This window comes from Pseudaeromonas sp. HNCC25DJ182 (assembly GCF_055413365.1).
In genome coordinates this window covers 1-18,335 of the sequence record NZ_JBVAYG010000016.1, presented here as the reverse complement: position 1 = coordinate 18,335, position 18,335 = coordinate 1, and the positions used below count along the sequence as shown (strand labels likewise).

Sequence of the window (18,335 nt, the reverse complement as noted above, 5' to 3'; positions counted from 1 at the left end):
ATAAAAAATGGCGTATGAGATGCGGGCTCTCTACGCCATTGGGAAACGCGATTGGGAAGCAGAGCTGGTGTGTTTAGCGGTCTAGCACAGAGCCCAGGGGCGCCTGCAGTCGCTCGGCAAAACGGCGCTCCATCTCATGCAAGGTGGACCCTGAAGCGCCCATGGCCTCATAGAAAGCCAATGGCTGGTTGTACTGCATGCCGATGTAGTAGGCACTGGCCTTCATCGGCGTCAGTACCTCCTCCATGGAGCTCTGGATCATGCCCGCACTGGAGTAGGTAAACGCCGTTGCCCCAGCGGTAACCACCAGCTGCATCTCCTTATCCTTAAGAGCCGTACCGCCAGGGCCAAAGGCCCATCCATAAGACCATACCGCGTTGAGATAAGCCTTGAGCATCGGGGTCAGGTTGAACCAGTGGATCGGGAACAAGAAGACAATCCGGTCGGCGGCTTCGGCGGCGCGTTGCTCGGCGGCCATATCAAAGGCTGCCAGCTCCGAGCCATACAGACTCTCCAGATTGCGCACAGTGACATCCGTGCTCTGTTCGGCAACGGCTTGCAGCGCCTTGATGGCATTGGATTGGTCAGGGTAGGGGTGGGAGACAATAACCAGTGTTTTCATGGGTGAACCTCGGAAATGGGTAACGGATGGCAATGGGTTAAACAGTCAGTTCAGCGTGCGGGGCCAGGGATAAACCCTCGGCTAGCCAGGCGTGGGTGGTTGCTGCACTCAGGCGGTGGGCCAGGATCGCCTGGTACTCTGCACTGGCATGCCAGGCATGGGCGGCTTCCAGTGAGGGGAACTGCAATATGATCAGCTGCCCCTGCGGACCTTGGCCCTCGATGATCTCGAGCGAGCCACCGCGCACCAGCAGTTGGCCACCAAAGGGCTGATAAGTGGCCTCGACCTGTTCCATATAGGGCTTCATGGCGGCAAGATCATGCACGATGGCATCAAAAATAAAGAAAGCGGGTCTGGACATGCGGGTTCTCCTGCGGCTCGGTAAAAGAGTCATCCGGTGCGGGCCCGTACAGGCCCGCACTTATTTCGTGAAGAGTTAGAGGCTGGCTTCGAACACCTGACGGCTCACCGCCAGGGTGACATCCTGATGCTCACCTAACTGGGTCATGCCATGGGCTTCCAGACGGCTGACCAGGGTGTCGATATCGCCAGCGCTGATCTGGTAATCCCGCAAGCGGGTGGGAACCCCTAGGCTCTCGAAGAAGTGGCGGGTCTGGGCGATCGCCTGATCGATACGCGCGTCGTCGCGGCCTTCGGTGATGTTCCAGACCCGCTCGGCGTACTGCAGCAGCTTGGCGTGTTTGCTGGCCCGCCGAGTCTGCAGCATGGACGGCAGCACGATCGCCAGGGTGCGGGCATGATCGATACCAAATTGCGCGGTCAGTTCATGCCCTACCAGGTGGGTGGACCAGTCTTGCGGCACGCCTGCACCAATCAGACCGTTCAGCGCCATGGTGGCCGTCCACATCAGGTTGGCGCGAGAGTCATAATCCGCCGGTTCATTGACCACCTTGGGACCAATCTCGATCAGTGTCTGCAGCAGCCCCTCGGCAAAGCGATCCTGTACCCGACCCTCTGCCTGATAGGTCAGGTACTGCTCGACGATATGGGTAAACGCATCGACCACCCCGTTGGCCAACTGGCGGGCTGGCAGGGTATAGGTCTTGACCGGGTCCAGGATCGAGAAGCGCGGGAACACATGGCTGGAGGCAAAGAACGCTTTGGTCTTGGTCTCCTGACGGGTAACGACCGCGTTATAGTTCATCTCCGATCCGGTTGCCGGTAAGGTCAGTACGGCGCCCAGTGGCAATGCGCGGGTGACGGCTTGCCCCATGGTTTCCAGAATGCTCCAGGGATCCCCGGCAAATTCCGCGGCGGCCGCGACAAACTTGGTGCCATCGATGACGGAGCCGCCACCCACCGCCAGCAGAAAGTCGAGTTTCTCCTGGCGCACCAGCGCCACGGCCCGCATCAGGGTCTCATAGCTCGGGTTGGGCTCGATGCCGCCAAATTCCATGAATCGACGTGCTCCCAGAGCGGTGCGCACTTCATGCAGGGTGCCGGTTTTCTCGGCACTTTCGCCTCCGAACAGGATCAATACGCGCGCCTCTGCCGGGATCAGGGTATCCAGGCGGGCGACTGTTTCCCGTCCGAAGACGATGCGGGTCGGGTTATAAAATTCGAAGTTGAACATGGTGTGTTTCCTCGTCAGGTTCAGGTGAAGCGACAGTGGATTTCGATCAGCGGTAGCGGGGTGCTTGACCGTATCTGGGCGCCATTATTGCGTGTATTATTGATAACCATAAGTCGATGTATGGTTGATGCTTTCGTAACATAGAGTTGTGTATTGCGAGGTGTGAACGAGGTCAACGCGGGTCAGGGAGAGGAAGCCGTATGGAGATATCACAGCGGGTACGCGCCATTTTATCGTTTGTCGAAGCGGTGGATGCCGGCAGCTTTGCCGCGGCCAGCCGGGCACTGGGCATCAGTGCCGCTGCGGTCAGCAAGAATGTGGCGGGACTGGAGCAGGCGCTGGGCGTGCGATTGATGAACCGTACCACCCGGACCCTGAGCCTGACTGACGAAGGCTCCTTGTTCCTGAAACAGGCGCGTATTGCCCTGGAGGCGCTGGATGCGGCGGTGGATGTGCTCGCCGAGCAGCGTTTTGAAACACGGGGCCATGTGCGGATCTCCACCAGTGCTGCCTTCGGCCGGGATCATCTGATGCCGATCTTGCCAGGATTGCAGACCCGCTATCCGGCGCTGTCGGTGGAGGTGGACTTCGACGATCGGGTCATCGATCTGGTGCGTGATGGCTATGATCTGGCGCTGCGGGGTGGGCATGTCGCCGATTCTGCGCTGGTGGCGCGTCCCATCTGTCAGTTGAACATGGTGCTGGTGGCCTCGCCGGACTATCTGGCGCGTCAGGGAATTCCGGCGACGCCGCAGGCGCTTGCTTCCCATCGGCTTATCGCGCGGCGCTTTCTGGCCGGACGGGTCTCGCCCTGGAGCTTCAGACGTGCCGATGGCAGCCTGATCACCCAGGATCTGGAGCACGCCGTGCTGACGCTCTCGGCGCCGGAAGCCTTGACGCAATCGGCCGTGCTGGGCATGGGCATTGCCCAGGTCGGGGTCCATCATGCCTGGTCCTATCTGCAATCTGGACAGCTCAAGGCGCTGCTGGTTGGCCAGCACGATCCGGGCCATTACGAGATGGTGCTGCAATACCCCCATCGAGCCTTGATGGCCCCCCGGGTCCGGGTCACAGTGGACTATCTATTGGCGGCTTTTGCGGCCGATAAGGCGCTGCATGTGCCGCTATCGGCACTCGACGATTATGCCGCCCGGTAGGGCGGCATAGCGGTCGTCATAGTTACTTTGACGTGGTTACTTTGATGTGGTTACTTTGAAGTGGTCACTTCGATGTAGTTACTTCGCCGCAGGCTGATCGAGCGTCCCGGCATATTCGGCATCGCTGACCTGTTCCAACCAGGCGGCCGCCTCGCCATCCTCATATTCCTGAATGGCGATATGGCTCATGGCGGTCAAGGGGGCCGCGCCGTGCCAGTGACGTTCGCCCGGTGCGATCCAGACTTGGTCACCGGCCCGGATCTCCTGGATGGGCTCTCCTTCGCGCTGGATGCGGCCGCAACCGGCCACCACGATCAGCATCTGGCCGAGCGGGTGGCTATGCCATGCGGTTCGCGCCGCGGGCTCGAAGGTGACGGTTGCGGCCGAGAAACGAGCGGGCGCCTCGGGTTGATACAGACCATCGATACGGACGCGGCCGGTAAACCAGGTGTCAGGGCCTTGCAGGGAGGGCAGGGAACCATTGCGTAGGATGTGCATGCTATTTACTCCTGTGTGATGTATGAGGGAGGGCTGAGACGCCTGCCATTGCCGATGATCAGGGTCGCGATGATGAGCTGCTTGGCTCATTTGGCTGCCTCTTGCGTGTGCTCGGCTTCATGGGGGATCGGGGTGATGATCAGAGTAGTGGTCGTCCCCTTGATCTTGAATGCTTCGGGGGATCCGTCGATATGACCCAAGCGGATCAGCCCCTTGGAGTAGCCAAAATCGTGGTGAAAGAGTGCCAGATTGCCCCAGGGCGCGTAGTAGCTGATGTCGCCAATCTGCGGATCGATTCCCGCGGGTGCTCCCTGGGTTGTCAGCTTGCGCGGCAGATAACCAATGGTTTCGGTCGCAGCATACTCCTCGACGTTCAGCGTCAGTGGCAATAGGGCGTAGAAATCGCGTCCGCTCGGTGTGTCGTCGAGCGAGGCCTGCAAGTGATGGCCATTGATTTCGAGTTGAATCTTCATGGTCTCCCCCTGGGTGTGATGGGCAACGAGGCTGCATAGCGGAAGCAGCAATAAAAATGGCTGGCGAAGGAACGCAAACATTGGCGGAGGTCCTCCCTTGAACTCGGGGTTACTGGCAGTAGGCGTTGTCGTGAACGAGGCAGGTTGTTTGAAAAAAAGCGCGGCCATAGGCGAGCCGCGCAAAGGACTTAGTGTATTACCGACCAGAGCGAGTCCATTTGCTCCGGGCACTTGCCGGTTATTTCAAGTTCGTTTTGAAAAACTGCTCGATCTTGTCAAACGGGATCTTGTTCGCCTGGTTGTCGTACAGGTCGATGTGATTGGCACCTTTGACGATCAACAGCTCCTTCGGTTCATTGGCGGCCGCGTAGGCGGTTTCGCTGAAGTAGCGTGAGTGAGCATTTTCACCATGGACCAGCAGCAGCGGGCGTGGCGAGATCTCCTTGATGTAACTGAGGAGCGGCATATTCATGAAGGACAACGGCGTGGTCTGGGTCCAGGAATTTCCGGAGTTGACCGCTCGAGCATGATAGCCGCGCTTGGTCATGTAGTAGTCGTGGTAGTCCACCATGAATTGCGCCTCACCCCCCTTCAGTTGGTTGTAGGGCGGCTGGTAGGCAGGAGCCCCGTTTTCGGCATCCTTCCAGCGCTGCTGGCCCAGTTGTTCGAGGATCTGGGTACGCTGTTCCAGCGGCATGCTGTCGTTGTAGCCCTTGGACATCACGCGGGTCATGTCGTACATGGTACTGGTGACGACTGCCTTGATGCGCTTGTCCACGGCGGTGGCATTCAACGCCATGCCGCCCCAGCCACAGATGCCGATGATGCCGATGCGATTGCGGTCGACCTCGGCTTGCAGGCCGAGAAAATCCACCGCGGCGCTGAAGTCTTCGGTGTTGATATCCGGGGAGGCGACATTGCGGGGTTGGCCGCCACTTTCGCCGGTATAGGAGGGGTCAAACGCCAGGGCGACGAGGCCGCGCTCCGCCAGGGTTTGGGCATAAAGACCGCTCGATTGTTCTTTCACTGCGCCAAAGGGGCCGCCGACGGCAATGGCAGCCAGCTTGTTATTTCCCCGGTCTTTCGGCAGATAGAGGTCGGCCACCAGCGTGATGCCGTAACGGTTCTTGAAGGTGACCTTGCGATGATCCACCTTGCTGCTCTGGGCAAAGGTTTTATCCCATTGCGTCACCATGGAGACGGGGGCTGTGGGATCGGTTGGTTGTGCGTGACTCATGGCGGAGACTCCGGTTAATGCTGCGCCCAACAACAGGGCAGAGGCGATAGCGCTCAGTTTTTTGGGTAGAACATTCATGGCAAGGCTCCTTGGCGGTTGACTCATGGTTTGTGGCTCAGACGTTGGTGGTTTTGTGACCCATGCCCTGCATTTTAGGGAGAATAATTAGTGATGATTAGAGGTGGTTTTTTGATAACATTAATGCGTTTTTATGATTAATGTGGTGCGATCCATAGGCCATAAATCGACTACCCAAAGTAGATGGTAGGGAGTGGAACACCATGAAAAGTCGCGAGAATTACAACGATCTCCATGTGTTTATGCTGGTGGCGCGCGAAGGCAGCTTTACCAAGGCCGCGGCCCGACTGGGACTCGTGCAGTCCGGGGTCAGCCGTACCATCCGCGATCTCGAGGCGCGGCTCGGGGTGCAACTTCTGGTGCGGACCACGCGCCGCCTGTCACTGACACCGGCCGGTGAACAGTTGTATCGAACCACCCAGAGCAGTTTTCAGTCGCTGGATGCCGGGCTGGCCACGCTCGCCCATTTTCGGGACACCCCTTCCGGCACGGTACGGATCAATGCCAGTCAGCATGCCATCGACAAGGTCCTGCTCCCCAAGCTGACCTCGTTTCGGCAACGCTATCCTGATATTCGCCTGGAACTCATCAGCGAGAACCGCTTCGTGAATATCATCGACGAGCGTTTTGATGCCGGTATCCGGCCGGGCGATGAGGTCGATGAAGGCATGGTGGCGGTGCGGATTGCACCTGACATGGAGATGGTGATGGTGGCGACGCCAGAGCATTTCCTGCAATACGGATTTCCACAGACTCCGGCCGATCTGGCGCTACACCCCTGCATCGCCTACCAGTTTGCCGATGGCAGCTTGTATCAGTGGGAGCTATGGGATGAAGGCAAGTTGGTCAAACACAAACCGCAAGGGCAGTGGGTCTTCTCGGACAGTTACATGGAGGCGGCGGCGGCAAGGGCGGGATTAGGGCTGGCCTATGTGCCCGAGGATCTGGTGGCGGAGGATCTCGGACGCGGTAACCTCATCCAGGTGTTGCAGAATTTCAGCCATCGCCTGGATGGCCAGCATCTCTATTACCCGCACCGCAATGTCTCGCCCGCGCTACGCATGGTCATCGAAACCCTCAAGCTCTGATCCGGCTGAGCCTTGCCCCGAAATCAATCACAGCTGCATCGAGCTGAGCTACGATACGGCAAAAAAAGCGCGGCCATAGGAGAGCCGCGCAAAAGGACTTAGTGTTACAAAAAACCGGTGACCCCAGCCTAGGGGTTCGTAACCCGCGCGATGAGGGGCCTATTTTTCAGCACTCAATCCGCAGCGGCTGGCAAAAAGATCCAGAAGTTTGGAGCGACAGCCCGCTTCGCTGCTGCTCTGGCTTGCCACTTCCCGGGCCGGTTCGGCCTGCCACCAGGCGTAGGCGACTTGCGGCTGCGCGATCTTGACCTGCTCACCAAAGCGCGGTGTGCTGATGTTCTGCTGCTGGGCCTCGGCCAGTGCCGTGATGCGCTCCAGCGGTTCACGCCAGGCATGTAGCGCCAGATCGAAGGTGCCATTGTGGATCGGCAGCAGCCAGTTGCCGCGCAGATCCCGGTGCGCCTGCAGGGTCTCTTCCGGCTGCATATGCACACCGGCCCAGGCCTTGTCGTAGGCGCCGTTTTCGATGAGCGTGAGATCAAAGGGCCCGAAGCGCTCGCCGATGGCCTTGAAGCCGGCAAAGTAACCACTGTCGCCGCTAAAGAAGATCTTTACCTCCGGTGCCGCGATGACCCAGGAAGCCCAGAGCGTGCGGTTGCGATCGCTCAGGCTGCGTCCGGAGAAGTGCTGGGCCGGGGTGGCGGTCAGTTGCAGCGCGCCAACCCGGGTTGATTGCCACCAGTCGAGCTCACGAATTTTATCCGCTGCAATCCCCCAATCCTGCAGTCGCTGACCGACGCCCAAGGGGGTGACGAAGAGTTGGGTCTTGGTGGCCAGGGTCAGTACCGTCGCTTTATCCAGGTGGTCATAGTGATCGTGGGAGAGGATCACCGCGGCCAGGGGCGGCAGCGCGTCGACGGTGATCGGCGCCTGATGAAAGCGTTTGGGACCGGCAAAGCCGAACGGCGAGGCGCGCTCGGTAAACACAGGATCCGTGATCCAGAATTGGCCCGCCAGCTTGAGCAGCACAGTGGAATGGCCCAGCCGCCACAGGCTGTTATCCTCGGCCGCCAGCAGATCGGCGGTGGTCAGCGGCAGCAGCGGAATGGCGCTATCCGGTACCGCCTCGGCGGATTTATCCATCAAAAAGTGCCACATGCCTTTGAGGCCGTCGGCAAAGCTCAAGCCTTGTACCGGGGCCAGATTGTGAAACTGGCCATCGGCATAACGGCTGGCGAGTGCCTGTCCGCCCTCGATGTGCGGTGTGCTATCAAACAATTGGGAATAGGTCATCAGGCTGGTTCCTAGTAATAGTGCAAGCCCAAGCCAGCCGTATTGGCGGCGGAGGCGGGGATAGCGACGGCGGCGCGATGTGGTTTGCATCATCGACCGTCTCACTGGAGATCCTGCATTTCGGCGGAGCCGAGAATACGGATGCCAGGGCTGCTGGCTAATAGGCCACTCAAGGCCCGGGCCACGCGTTCAGCGGCAATCGGACGCCAACCGGACGGCAACCAGTGTCCCACCCGCAGGAGCAACTGTTGCGACCAAGACTCCAGGCGCCGTACCGGTTGGCCGAGTGCGCTCCGATCCCCGAGCAGCAAAGCGGGGCGGGCAATCAGCAACGCATCGGGCGCCAACGCCATCAGTGCCTCTTCCAGCTCACCCTTGGTGCGGTTATAAAACACCCGGGAGTTGGCATTGGCACCCGCGGCGCTCACCAGGGCGATGCGGCGGGCACCGGCGGCCAGCGCCGCCTCGGCCGTTGCCCGATTGGCTTCCAAGTCAATGGCGCGGAACGCACTCTGGCTACCGGCCTGGCGAATGGTGGTGCCGAGGGCCAGATAGACCTCGTCCACTGCGGGCAGCGTGGGCAAGCGAGCAAAGTCGACCACCAGAGCCGTGAGTTTGGGATGGCGCAGTGCCGGCTCCCGACGCCCGAGGGCATACACCTGGCTGATGGTCTCATCGGCCAGCAGTTGCTCGAGCAGGTGCTGGCCCACCAGACCGGTCGCTCCGGCAATGGCCACCCGGCGGGTATGGTGGGTTGGGGAAGAAGTGGCGTTTGTGGGCATCCTGGTCTCCATCGAGCGGGTAATAAATCGGCACATGCCTGATTAATCACTCATCTAACGGTTAAAAAATCAACTTGGCTGAAGCAGCGGCCAGGTCAGTGCAAACGAGGCCCGCTTGCAGGCATCGGCCTGTTCCGGGTGCTGCAACAGGTAGTTGATCGTCGCCTGGGCAATGCCGGTAGAGAGGGCATTGAAATACTCCAGCGAGGAGCTCTGATCCATACCGGGAAACTCCATACCATGCAGTGACTGCTGGGCGCATTCACACAGCCCCCACGCCTCATCGCGCGCCGCCGTGGTCAGCTTGTCGGAGACCTCCAGCTGGGCGATGGCGCTGAACGCCGCCGAGTTGGCTAGCCCCCAGTCAATCCAGGCTTCCCACATGCGCAACATCCGCGGCTCCATCGGCAGAGAATCATCCCAGGCGGTATTGGTGGCTTCGCTAGCCCGGCGACACTGATAGAGATACAGAGCGTTGAGCAGTTCATCCTTGGTGGCGAAGTAGCGGAACAGAGTGCCTTCGGCCACGCCCGCCCGTTTGGCGATCAGCGAGGTCGGCGCCGCCAAGCCCTGCGCCGCAATCACCTCGGTGGCCGCTTCGAGCAGAGCCAGTTGTTTATCTTCACTACGGGGTCTGGCCATACTATTTCTTCAATCAATAAGTGAGTACGCGCTCATTTAAGCAGGCCAATCGTTGGCAGGCAAGGGAAAAATCGGAGTGGATGGTGAGGATAACTGCGTCCGGCTTTCAAACCGGACGCAGGTTCGGGGAGCTTTCAACGCTCAGCGTGCGGGGGGGCCTCTTCGAGCACTCTCTGCTACTGGTCCATTGAGGAGGCGGGCTGCGGATCCGGGGGCGCGGATGAGCGCCATGCCTGGAGCCGCTGTTGCAGAGCCATGACCACCACGAAAAAGACCGGCACAAAGAAGATCGCCAGCAGAGTGGCACTCACCATACCGCCAAATACGCCGGTGCCGATGGCGTGCTGGGTTTCCGCACTGGCTCCCGTCGCCAGCATCAGCGGAATAACGCCCAGGCCAAAGGCCAGCGAGGTCATCAGGATCGGCCGCAAGCGCAAACGCGATGCCTCGACGGCGGCCGATATCAGCGTGTGTCCCCGTTCATGCAGTTGCTTGGCAAACTCGACAATCAGGATCGCATTCTTGGCGGACAGGCCGATCACCGTGATCATGCCCACCTTGAAGAACACATCATTCGGCAGATCCCGCAGCAAGACCGCCAGCACGGCACCGAGCAAGCCTAAGGGGACAACCAGCATCACGGCTAAGGGGATGGACCAGCTTTCATACAGCGCGGCCAACACCAAAAATACCACCCCCATCGACAGCGCCATCAGCCAGGGCGCTTGCGCTGCTGCACTGCGCTCCTGCAAGGATTGACCGGTCCAGTCGATGGTGAAGCCTTTGGGCAACTGTTCGGCAAGACGCTCCATCTCTGCCATGGCCTCCCCGCTGGTGACGCCCTCCGCGGCCTGACCCGAGATCAGAATCGCGGGGTAGCCCTGATAGCGCATCAGCTGCAGAGGGCCATCTTGCCAGCGGGGGATCACCACCTCGGACAAGGGCACCATGCCGCCGTTCAGGTTGCGCACATAGAGCTTGAGCACATCTTCCAGCTGCATGCGCGCCGAAGCATCGGCCTGCATGATCACCTGCTGCATCCGACCAGCATTGGGAAAGTCATTGATATAGAGGGATCCCATCGCCGTGGAGAGGGTATCGCTGATGGTGGTAAAGGAAACCCCGAGGGCCTCGGCCTTTTGGCGATCGATCGCCAGATGAATGGTGGTTCCGGGTGGCAAGCCAGCCGTCATGACCTCCGACAGGCGCGGGTTTTCTGCGGCGAGGGCCAGCAAGTGCGACTCCGCCGCCTTCAGCGCCGCATATCCCCGATTGGCTCTGTCCTGCAGATAGAAGGTAAAGCCGGAATGGGTACCCAGCTCGTCAATGGAGGGCGGCATCTGGTTCATCACCTGTCCCTCGGGCGCACTCGCCATGGCCGCGTCGGCCAGCGCGACTTCCTGCCGGGTGGAGGAGCTGCCTCGTTCGGCGTTCGGTTTGAGCGTGGTGAAGGCCTGGGCTGTGTTGGTGCCAGATCCCGAGAAGCCGAAGCCAACCACCGCCATGGTGGAGTCGATGGCCGGACGGGACAACACATGCTGCTCAAATTGTTTGACGATGGCCAGCGTCCGCTCCGCCGTTGCCTCGGCAGGCAGCTGGATGCTGGTGACAAAGTAGCCCTGATCCTCCTCCGGTAAAAAGGCGGAGGGCAGTTGCCGGAATGCCAGTACCAGCACCAGGGACAGCAGGCCGAACACCAGCATGACGCGACCGGCGCGATCCAGCAGGGTCTGGACGCTATGGCCATAGCCTTCGGTCATCCGCTCCACGCCACGGTTGAACCGTCGCCAAAAACCGTGGCCGGAGCCGTGGGGCCGCAGCACAGGCTTGAGCAGGGTGGCACACAGGGCTGGGGTCAGCGTCAGGGCCAGGAATGCCGAGAACAGAATGGAGACCGCCATCGACAGGGTGAATTGTCGATAGATCACACCCACCGAGTCACTGGCCAAGGCCATGGGAATAAACACGGCGGTCAATACCAGCGTGATGCCGATGATGGCGCCGGTGATCTCCTGCATCGCTTTGGCGGTGGCGGCCTTGGGGGATAAACCTTCCCGGGCCATCAACCGCTCGACGTTTTCCACCACGACTATGGCATCATCGACGATGATGCCGATAGCCAGCACCATGCCGAACATGGTCAGCACATTGATGGAGAATCCGCTCACCAGCATGATGCTGAAGGTGCCCAGCAAGGCGATAGGCACCACTATGGCCGGGATCAGGGTATAGCGCACATCCTGCAAGAACAGATACATCACCAGAAATACCAGCGCCATGGCTTCGAGCAGGGTATAGAGCACCTTCTCTATGGAGACTTTGACATAGGGCGCGGTATTGAACGGGATCGAGTAGCTCATCCCTGCGGGCAAACTGAGGCTTAACTCATCGAGCCGGGTGGCAATCTTGTCGGCGGTGATGACGGCATTGGCGCCCGGGGCCAATTGTATCGCCGCTGCCGTTGCATTCTTGCCGTTTTCACGGTTGATAAAGCCATAGGATTGGGCACCGAGCTCTACTCGCGCCACATCGCCCAACACGACTTTGGCGCCGTCAGTCGTCGCCCGCAGCACGATATTGGCAAACTCCTCGACGCGGCTTAGCTGCCCTTCGATGGTCAGCGGGATCGTGATCGTCTGTCCGGCCAGCGTGGGGGCGGCGCCGATGCTGCCAGGCGCTATCTGGATGTTTTGTTGGCTAATGGCCGATGAGAGGTCGTTCATGGTCAGACCGAATGCTAGCAGCTTGGCGGGATCGACCCAGATCCGCATTGCTTTTTCCGCACCGAACATCTGGATCCTGCCGACACCCTCCACTCGTCGTAACTCGTCGACCACATTGCGCACCATGTAGTCGCTCAACTCGGTCTCATCAAATTGTCCGCTTTCCGATTTAAGGCCGACGATCATCAAAAAACCGGAGGAGGCGGATTCCACGGTCAGCCCGCTCTGCCGGACCGCCTGGGGCAGGCGCGATTCAATAGCCTTGAGTTGATTCTGGATATCCACCTGGGCCAAATCCGCATTGGTTCCCGGCTTGAAGGTGGCGGTGATAGTCGCCGAGCCCGAGGTATCCGCCGAGGATTCGAAATAGAGCAGATCCTTGACGTTGGACAACTCGCGCTCAATCAGCCCAAGGACGCTGTCGTTCATGGTTTGCGGTGTCGCCCCCGGGTATGTGGCATAGATGCTGACCGAGGTGGGCGCGACCGAGGGGTAGCGGGCGATCGGCAACTTCGGGATAGCCAGGATCCCGAACAGCACGATAAACAGCGCGATAACCCAGGCAAAAACCGGACGTTGAATAAAAAAGTGTGGCATGCAGGGATCCTCTGGCGGCTAGTGGGGGAGTGAGCTGGCGTCGGTGGACGTCCAGTCCTGCACATCGACCTGCTGATCTTCGGTCAGCCGCTCCATGCCTTCGACAACGATGCGCTCGCCTGCCCGAAGGCCTGCGCTGACCCGATAGTGCTGAGCCACCAGCTCGGCGAGGGTGATGGCGCGACGGTGAACCTTGCGCTGCACCGAAATAGTCCACACATAGGCTTTGCCCTCGCTGCGGACCACAGCCTGCTGGGGAATGGTCAGGGCATGGGGGTAACGGGCTTGCGGCACCCGTGCCCGTAAAAACATGCCGGGCAGGAATCGCCGCTGCGGGTTATCGACCTGTATGCGCAACAGCACGTCGCCGGTGCCGGGATCGACGCTGACCCCCGAGAACAGGATGCGGCCGGATTCGGGGTAGGGCTGGCCATCGCTGCGCAGCAGCGCCACGGTTAGACCGCTCTGAGCCTGAGCCTGAGCCTGAGCCTGAGCTTGTGCTTGAGCCTGGGCCAGGGCTTCGCGCAAGGTATCCAGGGAGGAGGCCGGGCGGCGGACATCGACATAGACCTGGTCGATCTGCTGGATCCGCGCCAGTGGCGAGCTATCGCTGCTGCTGACCAGGGCGCCTTCGGAGATCAGGCTCTGATCGATCCGTCCGGAAATGGGCGCCACCACAGTGGCAAACTGCAGATCCAGCTGCCGCCGGTCGAGATTGGCCCGGGCCTGGGCCACATCGGCGGCGGCCTGATCCCGGGTCGAGACCGCATCATCATAATGCTGCCGACTGATCGTCTCGGTCCGTAATAGCGGCTCAAGTCGTTTGACCTGTAAACGCTCGCGCACCAGGGTCGCTTCGGCGCGCTTGAGGGCGGCCGCGGCGGAATCTACCTCGATCTGGAACGGTCGGGGGTTGATTTGGAACAGTGGCGCTCCGGCGTTGACTTCGCTGCCCTGCTCGAACAGCCGCTTCTGCACTATGCCGCTGATCTGGGGCCGGATCTCGGCTGCGCGGATGGCCGTCACCCGTCCTTGTAATTCCTCCGTGACATCGAGTGCCACCGGGGCCAGTGTCAGGGCGGAAACCCGGGGTGTCGCCTCGACGGTGACGGCATCATGGGGGCGACAGCCCGCTAGCAGCACCAGCAGAAACAAGTAGCGGCTCGGGGTATAGCGTGGTCTGGTTTTCATGCGATCTCCTGAAGTGAGACCCGACGACGATGGATGCCTGGATCTACTCCGCGAGTCTAAATGTCGAAATTGGGGTTTCTGCTGCGCTACTATGGAGATCTGATGGAGATTAAAAAAATGCCTCACGTTGCGGATCCCCTGTTGCAAACCCCCGTGCCGACCCTTCAGCCGCTGATCCTGATTGCCGAGGATGAGCCGGAGATTGCCGATATTCTGGCGGCTTACCTGGCTCGGGATGGATTCAGGACCGTCCAGGCGGCAGATGGTCAGCGGGCCCTGGATCTACACCTGCAACTCAAACCGGATCTGGTATTGCTGGATGTGCAGATGCCCAGGCTTGATGGCTGGCGCGTGTTATCCGAACTGCGTCATCGCGGCGAGACGCCGGTCATCATGCTGACCGCCATGGATCAGGATATCGACAAGCTGACCGGGTTGCGGATTGGTGCCGATGACTATGTGGTGAAACCCTTTAACCCCGCCGAAGTGGTGGCCCGGGTGCGGGCCGTGCTGCGCCGGGCCGGCAACCAGGCGCCCCGGCAGGCCCACTCGGTATTGCGTGTACCGCCATTTCATATCGATCTGGACTCTCACGAGGTCAGCGTTCAGGTCAATGCCAGCGATCGCCCCTTGGCGCTGACCCTGACCGAGTTCCGGCTGCTGGTCCAGTTGGCCCGGGCGCCCAGACGGGTCTTCAGCCGCGGCGAGCTGTTGGCCACCTGTTTACCCGAGGGGGATGCACTGGAGCGCACCGTGGATAGCCATATCAGCAAGCTGCGCAAAAAGCTCGAAGCGCTGGATATTCACGGCATTCCGGTCGTGGTGCGCGGCGTGGGCTACCGGTTGCAGGGGGCAGAATGAAGCTGGTAGGGCTCAGTCGTCAGATCGCATTATCGATGATCCTCATCGCCGCGGGCACCGCGCTGTTGGCGCTCCTGGGCTCCTTTTTGTTCTATTACCTCTGGGCTGTCTACTGGCCGAGCCAGGTGCCGGAGGAGGTGGGGCTGGCTCCTTCGTGGCCGGAATGGGCGTGGATTGCCGCGACTGTACTGACAGCGATGGCGCTGGCTATGGGGGTTGCGGTCAAGCTGGCGCGGCGAATTCTGCAGCCGTTGAATTCAGTCGCCGAAGGGCTCCGCTGCATGGCGCGCGGGGATCTGGAAGCACGGGCGATCGCCGCCGATCCTTCGTTGGGGGAGGCGGCACATCTGGTGGATGACTTTAATACTCTGGCGGACAAACTGCGGCAGATGAGTGAGGAGCAGGTGTTCTGGAATGCGGCGATCGCCCATGAGCTGCGCACGCCTGTGACCATCTTGCGCGGGCGATTGCAGGGGCTGGCGGATGGGGTGTTTGCTCCCGAGCAGGCGCTGTTTCACCGCCTGCTGAGTCAGGTGGAAGGGTTGACGCGCCTGCTGGAAGACTTGCGGGTGGTGAGTCTCGCGGAGAGTGGCCACCTGCGGTTGCAGTGGCAGAGCGTGGATCTGGCCGCCGAGATCCGGGATGTCGTCGAGCTCTGTGCGCCCATGCTGCAACTGGCACAGCAATCCGTTGAGCTGGAGCTGACGGCTGGGCCTGTGAGCTGCGATCCCGCCCGGATCCGGCAGGCGCTACTGGCGTTATTGGAAAATGCCCGCTGCTATGCGCTGCCCGGGGTTATCCGGGTCCGCAGTGAGCTGCGGGATGGACACTATCATCTGTGTGTTGAGGATCAGGGCCCGGGCGTTCCCCCCGAGCTGGTGACGCATATCTTTACCGCCTTTCGTCGGGCTGCCGATGATAAAACGGCAGGCAGTGGCCTGGGATTGGCGGTGGTCGCCGCCATCGCCAGCGCCCACCACGGCAGCGCCCGCTGTTACCCTGCGCCGAGCGGCGGTAGCGTCTTTGAACTCTGCTGGCCCATTCAGGGCGCTGCGGGTCAGCATTAGTTTCTACTAGTGATTCGCCGGATTAAATGTTTGCCATAGCCCGATATAAATCATCGGGAGTATCGTCATATAAAATATTCAATTCTCTGTTTTAGATATTAATTGCGAGTCATATTTAAAGCCAAATGAGACCGCTGCATGGCTTTATTTTCAACGACGCTAGTCGGCTTTGAAGTGAGCCAGCATGGATTTCTAATTTATGCCCATCAGGATCCAGGATATAGAGTGACTGCCCCTCACTCTTATTTTCTTTCCAAACTTCGACACCTGATGAAGTGACGCGTTTTGCAAAGGCTTCAAACTCGTCTGGTGCTATATCAAAGGCGATATGGGTATAGTCGCTTTTGGGGCAGGGAGCATCGACAGAAAGACAAAACCAGAGCTCGCCAACCGATAAATAGGCCCCATTATCCCACTTAACATGAGCCGTAAACCCTAGAATATCTCGATAGAAGTGAAGAGAGCGCTCGACATCACTGACTGCTATGGTTATATGATTCAAACCTAAGATCACCGTTTTCTCCATTCAACATAACATTATTAAATAACCGGGTCGTGAAGCGAGCAAGTAGGGCGCAATAGCAAAGCGTATTGCGCCAAGGATAATAGTATTCATGACATATCCCAATAATATAATTTGCTTTGCCAATCAATCATTGTTATTTCTTTGTCGCGAGTTAACGGGAAGAAACAGGTGTCTACTAGTCTACAGAACCTTCAATAGCAGATGGTTTTTATGGTTTGCTATGGTCATTTGTCCGGCAGCAATACGCTGCGCTATTGCGCCCTACGGCACTTTCATTATTTTAACTTCGCGATTAGGATAGATTATGTTGGAGGTAACGTGCGGCCGGAACGCCGTAGGCGTGGAGGGAATCCTTGGGTCGTCACGTTGACCGAAAGGTTAGGAACATATATTTTGAGCGGACTCATTTACAAGAGACTTTTCAAATGCAGCGGTTGGCGTGCCTTGATGGAATATCAATTGCCAGCCAGAATCTGATTTCACCCAGAGTGAGCTTCTCAATGTGTGATGGATAAGCTCATTGTCGTCAATGATATGGGCGGATTTGTATGTTATCAGAGCCGTATTTTCACATTGATATCGAACTTCATAATCTTGAGACCATATAAATATTGGATCGGATGGTTCTTCGTCTACGAGATACTTTATGATCTGTACGTAATTATATTGATTTCCGGATCGGCCAAACTCGGAAAACTTTTCGTGCAGTAATTTGGAAACTTCAGTTGCGCTGCTTCTGACACTGGCTTGGTGTAATGCAACTTCTTGATATTTTAGCGTGGATAAAATTTCTGCCGCGTTCATGATGCGTCCTTCCTCGGTGGGGATTTCACGTGCCTAACATTTGGTTAAGGGGTTGGCTTTAGCTGGTCTCATGTAAGCGAAGCGAACGATTTGAACCACTTGTTAGGGCTTGTAACCATAAATTGTTATGCCTTCAGAATTTTCATCTAACTCAAAACTTCCTATGGCGTTTAGCTGAATCAGTATTTCTGATAGATCCTGCGTCAAAAATTTAGCTGGAGCTTTATCGTATGGTTTATACCCAATGCTAGTAGGTAGTTTAATCCACTCAATACGTTTGAATTCGAAGGGGCCATTTAAAGCGCCACAATCGCCGACATAATTTTCTCCCAACTGTTCGAGATCCGGGACGAATCCATTTTTTGGTTCTCTCTCATCAACAAGCTTCCAGACACAATGGGCGAACTTTAAATTGGATCCATTTACCACGCTAAATAGCTTTCTCCATTTGGAATTGGACATGCAGGAGTATGAAAAATTTGCAATTTCTTTGTCTAACACTGTACTCTCCGAAAACTCTAATAGTCGACTACAAGGCGTCCTGCCAAAGGCTGAACGTCCAAGTGAGCAGTATGAACGCCTTTAAGTCGCTTGTTATAGCTATGCTTTTGATATGAATTTGGCATAACATTCGGTGCACAGCCAAGTGTTGCCGCCATAGTAATATCCAAAACCATCTTCACAGTTTTCTGATCTAAAAATTGTCCAATAGCAAATCAAGCAATGCTCATGATCATTCGGCTTATCATATTTCATGAATATCCATTGTTGTTCCTTGCACCAATCTACATTTTCCTGAATGTCTGACAGCTTCCACTCGTCGCCATGTATCTTAACTAATTCAAGCATGATCTATGACTCTTTACTAATTGGCTGCCGCAACGTAGCGTAGGATACGTTGTTTGTATCCGTAACGAAATTAAGCAACTTGTTATAGGGGTGGTTATTCACTAATTAATATACCGTTTTCCCAGAACTCGTTTACTTTGCCCCACCACTTTTTGCTCTCTGGATGTAGATAGGTCTCTATTGATGTTGTATTACTTTGGCCTTGAAGTCCCTCAAACAAACCAATTGTGGCCGCCTCTTTAACATAGGGACT

20 protein-coding genes are annotated in these 18,335 nt (G+C 58.1%); 4 read left to right on the top strand and 16 right to left on the bottom strand.

What is annotated here, in order from left to right; genetic code table 11:
* Positions 1-73: 73 nt before the first annotated feature.
* The 3 genes from ACZYUB_RS12970 to ACZYUB_RS12960 all read right to left on the bottom strand — a co-directional run bounded on the left by ACZYUB_RS12970 (position 74) and on the right by ACZYUB_RS12960 (position 2,216).
* Entirely contained in the window at positions 74-622 is a 549-nt protein-coding gene (locus tag ACZYUB_RS12970; protein ID WP_463948489.1) for an NAD(P)H-dependent oxidoreductase, read from the bottom strand.
* A 37-nt stretch (positions 623-659) separates the two neighbouring features.
* A complete protein-coding gene (locus ACZYUB_RS12965) occupies positions 660-983 on the bottom strand; it encodes a DUF1330 domain-containing protein (RefSeq protein ID WP_463948487.1) in 324 nt (107 codons plus the stop codon).
* Positions 984-1,058: 75 nt separating this feature from the next.
* The gene (locus ACZYUB_RS12960; protein WP_463948485.1) at positions 1,059-2,216 is read right to left on the bottom strand and encodes an iron-containing alcohol dehydrogenase; all 1,158 of its coding nucleotides are present in this window, start codon (positions 2,214-2,216) and stop codon (positions 1,059-1,061) included.
* A gap of 200 nt (positions 2,217-2,416) precedes the next feature.
* Here ACZYUB_RS12960 and ACZYUB_RS12955 point away from each other — a divergent pair, with 200 nt between their 5' ends.
* Complete coding sequence (locus ACZYUB_RS12955; protein WP_463948483.1) at positions 2,417-3,373, top strand: LysR family transcriptional regulator; 957 nt, start codon at positions 2,417-2,419, stop codon at positions 3,371-3,373.
* Between the two features lie 78 nt (positions 3,374-3,451).
* On the opposite strand, the gene ACZYUB_RS12950 is transcribed toward ACZYUB_RS12955, so the two are convergent.
* The 3 genes from ACZYUB_RS12950 to ACZYUB_RS12940 all read right to left on the bottom strand — a co-directional run bounded on the left by ACZYUB_RS12950 (position 3,452) and on the right by ACZYUB_RS12940 (position 5,659).
* Complete coding sequence (locus tag ACZYUB_RS12950) at positions 3,452-3,871, bottom strand: (R)-mandelonitrile lyase (protein WP_463948481.1); 420 nt, start codon at positions 3,869-3,871, stop codon at positions 3,452-3,454.
* Between the two features lie 86 nt (positions 3,872-3,957).
* The gene (locus tag ACZYUB_RS12945) at positions 3,958-4,344 is read right to left on the bottom strand and encodes a cyclophilin-like fold protein (RefSeq protein ID WP_463948479.1); all 387 of its coding nucleotides are present in this window, start codon (positions 4,342-4,344) and stop codon (positions 3,958-3,960) included.
* Positions 4,345-4,582: 238 nt separating this feature from the next.
* On the bottom strand, positions 4,583-5,659 hold the full coding sequence (locus tag ACZYUB_RS12940) for an alpha/beta hydrolase (RefSeq protein WP_463948477.1): 1,077 nt from the start codon (positions 5,657-5,659) through the stop codon (positions 4,583-4,585).
* A gap of 203 nt (positions 5,660-5,862) precedes the next feature.
* Between ACZYUB_RS12940 and ACZYUB_RS12935 the strand changes: the two genes are divergently transcribed.
* Complete coding sequence (locus tag ACZYUB_RS12935; RefSeq protein ID WP_463948475.1) at positions 5,863-6,747, top strand: LysR family transcriptional regulator; 885 nt, start codon at positions 5,863-5,865, stop codon at positions 6,745-6,747.
* Between the two features lie 159 nt (positions 6,748-6,906).
* Here ACZYUB_RS12935 and ACZYUB_RS12930 read toward each other — a convergent pair whose 3' ends face one another.
* From ACZYUB_RS12930 to ACZYUB_RS12910, 5 genes are all read right to left on the bottom strand, one after another.
* Complete coding sequence (locus ACZYUB_RS12930; RefSeq protein WP_463948473.1) at positions 6,907-8,133, bottom strand: MBL fold metallo-hydrolase; 1,227 nt, start codon at positions 8,131-8,133, stop codon at positions 6,907-6,909.
* An 8-nt stretch (positions 8,134-8,141) separates the two neighbouring features.
* The gene (locus tag ACZYUB_RS12925) at positions 8,142-8,822 is read right to left on the bottom strand and encodes an NAD(P)H-binding protein (RefSeq protein ID WP_463948471.1); all 681 of its coding nucleotides are present in this window, start codon (positions 8,820-8,822) and stop codon (positions 8,142-8,144) included.
* Positions 8,823-8,891: 69 nt separating this feature from the next.
* Positions 8,892-9,464, bottom strand: a complete 573-nt coding sequence (locus ACZYUB_RS12920) for a TetR/AcrR family transcriptional regulator (protein ID WP_463948469.1) — start codon at positions 9,462-9,464, stop codon at positions 8,892-8,894.
* A 176-nt stretch (positions 9,465-9,640) separates the two neighbouring features.
* Positions 9,641-12,784 (bottom strand): multidrug efflux RND transporter permease subunit, encoded by a 3,144-nt coding sequence (locus ACZYUB_RS12915; protein ID WP_463948467.1) that lies wholly within the window; start codon positions 12,782-12,784, stop codon positions 9,641-9,643.
* Positions 12,785-12,802: 18 nt separating this feature from the next.
* Complete coding sequence (locus tag ACZYUB_RS12910; RefSeq protein WP_463948466.1) at positions 12,803-13,975, bottom strand: efflux RND transporter periplasmic adaptor subunit; 1,173 nt, start codon at positions 13,973-13,975, stop codon at positions 12,803-12,805.
* A 102-nt stretch (positions 13,976-14,077) separates the two neighbouring features.
* Here ACZYUB_RS12910 and ACZYUB_RS12905 point away from each other — a divergent pair, with 102 nt between their 5' ends.
* Together ACZYUB_RS12905 and ACZYUB_RS12900 are read left to right on the top strand one after the other, a co-directional pair.
* Complete coding sequence (locus tag ACZYUB_RS12905; RefSeq protein ID WP_463948465.1) at positions 14,078-14,836, top strand: response regulator; 759 nt, start codon at positions 14,078-14,080, stop codon at positions 14,834-14,836.
* Positions 14,833-15,903: an ATP-binding protein gene (locus tag ACZYUB_RS12900; RefSeq protein ID WP_463948463.1), complete on the top strand. Its 1,071-nt coding sequence runs from the start codon at positions 14,833-14,835 to the stop codon at positions 15,901-15,903. Before ACZYUB_RS12905 ends, ACZYUB_RS12900 begins: the two co-directional genes overlap by 4 nt.
* A gap of 115 nt (positions 15,904-16,018) precedes the next feature.
* Here ACZYUB_RS12900 and fos read toward each other — a convergent pair whose 3' ends face one another.
* From fos to ACZYUB_RS12875, 5 genes are all read right to left on the bottom strand, one after another.
* A complete protein-coding gene (fos, locus tag ACZYUB_RS12895) occupies positions 16,019-16,417 on the bottom strand; it encodes a FosG/FosC2-related fosfomycin resistance glutathione transferase (RefSeq protein WP_463948462.1) in 399 nt (132 codons plus the stop codon).
* A 390-nt stretch (positions 16,418-16,807) separates the two neighbouring features.
* Positions 16,808-17,233, bottom strand: coding sequence for a nuclear transport factor 2 family protein (locus ACZYUB_RS12890; RefSeq protein WP_463948460.1), 426 nt, complete (start codon positions 17,231-17,233; stop codon positions 16,808-16,810).
* 102 nt (positions 17,234-17,335) lie between these two features.
* Positions 17,336-17,734, bottom strand: coding sequence for a DUF6678 family protein (locus ACZYUB_RS12885; protein WP_463948458.1), 399 nt, complete (start codon positions 17,732-17,734; stop codon positions 17,336-17,338).
* 99 nt (positions 17,735-17,833) lie between these two features.
* Positions 17,834-18,082, bottom strand: coding sequence for a hypothetical protein (locus tag ACZYUB_RS12880; RefSeq protein WP_463948456.1), 249 nt, complete (start codon positions 18,080-18,082; stop codon positions 17,834-17,836).
* A gap of 94 nt (positions 18,083-18,176) precedes the next feature.
* Positions 18,177-18,335: DUF7674 family protein (locus ACZYUB_RS12875; RefSeq protein ID WP_463948612.1), on the bottom strand; the 159-nt coding region annotated here is incomplete at its 5' end.

What these genes read in the sequence shown, in the direction of transcription:
- ACZYUB_RS12970 (WP_463948489.1), bottom strand. Translation starts at nt 622, where the DNA reads ATGAAAACACTGGTTATTGTCTCCCACCCCTACCCTGACCAATCCAAT.
- ACZYUB_RS12965 (WP_463948487.1), bottom strand. Translation starts at nt 983, where the DNA reads ATGTCCAGACCCGCTTTCTTTATTTTTGATGCCATCGTGCATGATCTT.
- ACZYUB_RS12960 (WP_463948485.1), bottom strand. Translation starts at nt 2,216, where the DNA reads ATGTTCAACTTCGAATTTTATAACCCGACCCGCATCGTCTTCGGACGG.
- ACZYUB_RS12955 (WP_463948483.1), top strand. Translation starts at nt 2,417, where the DNA reads ATGGAGATATCACAGCGGGTACGCGCCATTTTATCGTTTGTCGAAGCG.
- ACZYUB_RS12950 (WP_463948481.1), bottom strand. Translation starts at nt 3,871, where the DNA reads ATGCACATCCTACGCAATGGTTCCCTGCCCTCCCTGCAAGGCCCTGAC.
- ACZYUB_RS12945 (WP_463948479.1), bottom strand. Translation starts at nt 4,344, where the DNA reads ATGAAGATTCAACTCGAAATCAATGGCCATCACTTGCAGGCCTCGCTC.
- ACZYUB_RS12940 (WP_463948477.1), bottom strand. Translation starts at nt 5,659, where the DNA reads ATGAATGTTCTACCCAAAAAACTGAGCGCTATCGCCTCTGCCCTGTTG.
- ACZYUB_RS12935 (WP_463948475.1), top strand. Translation starts at nt 5,863, where the DNA reads ATGAAAAGTCGCGAGAATTACAACGATCTCCATGTGTTTATGCTGGTG.
- ACZYUB_RS12930 (WP_463948473.1), bottom strand. Translation starts at nt 8,133, where the DNA reads ATGATGCAAACCACATCGCGCCGCCGTCGCTATCCCCGCCTCCGCCGC.
- ACZYUB_RS12925 (WP_463948471.1), bottom strand. Translation starts at nt 8,822, where the DNA reads ATGCCCACAAACGCCACTTCTTCCCCAACCCACCATACCCGCCGGGTG.
- ACZYUB_RS12920 (WP_463948469.1), bottom strand. Translation starts at nt 9,464, where the DNA reads ATGGCCAGACCCCGTAGTGAAGATAAACAACTGGCTCTGCTCGAAGCG.
- ACZYUB_RS12915 (WP_463948467.1), bottom strand. Translation starts at nt 12,784, where the DNA reads ATGCCACACTTTTTTATTCAACGTCCGGTTTTTGCCTGGGTTATCGCG.
- ACZYUB_RS12910 (WP_463948466.1), bottom strand. Translation starts at nt 13,975, where the DNA reads ATGAAAACCAGACCACGCTATACCCCGAGCCGCTACTTGTTTCTGCTG.
- ACZYUB_RS12905 (WP_463948465.1), top strand. Translation starts at nt 14,078, where the DNA reads ATGGAGATTAAAAAAATGCCTCACGTTGCGGATCCCCTGTTGCAAACC.
- ACZYUB_RS12900 (WP_463948463.1), top strand. Translation starts at nt 14,833, where the DNA reads ATGAAGCTGGTAGGGCTCAGTCGTCAGATCGCATTATCGATGATCCTC.
- ACZYUB_RS12890 (WP_463948460.1), bottom strand. Translation starts at nt 17,233, where the DNA reads ATGAACGCGGCAGAAATTTTATCCACGCTAAAATATCAAGAAGTTGCA.
- ACZYUB_RS12880 (WP_463948456.1), bottom strand. Translation starts at nt 18,082, where the DNA reads ATGCTTGAATTAGTTAAGATACATGGCGACGAGTGGAAGCTGTCAGAC.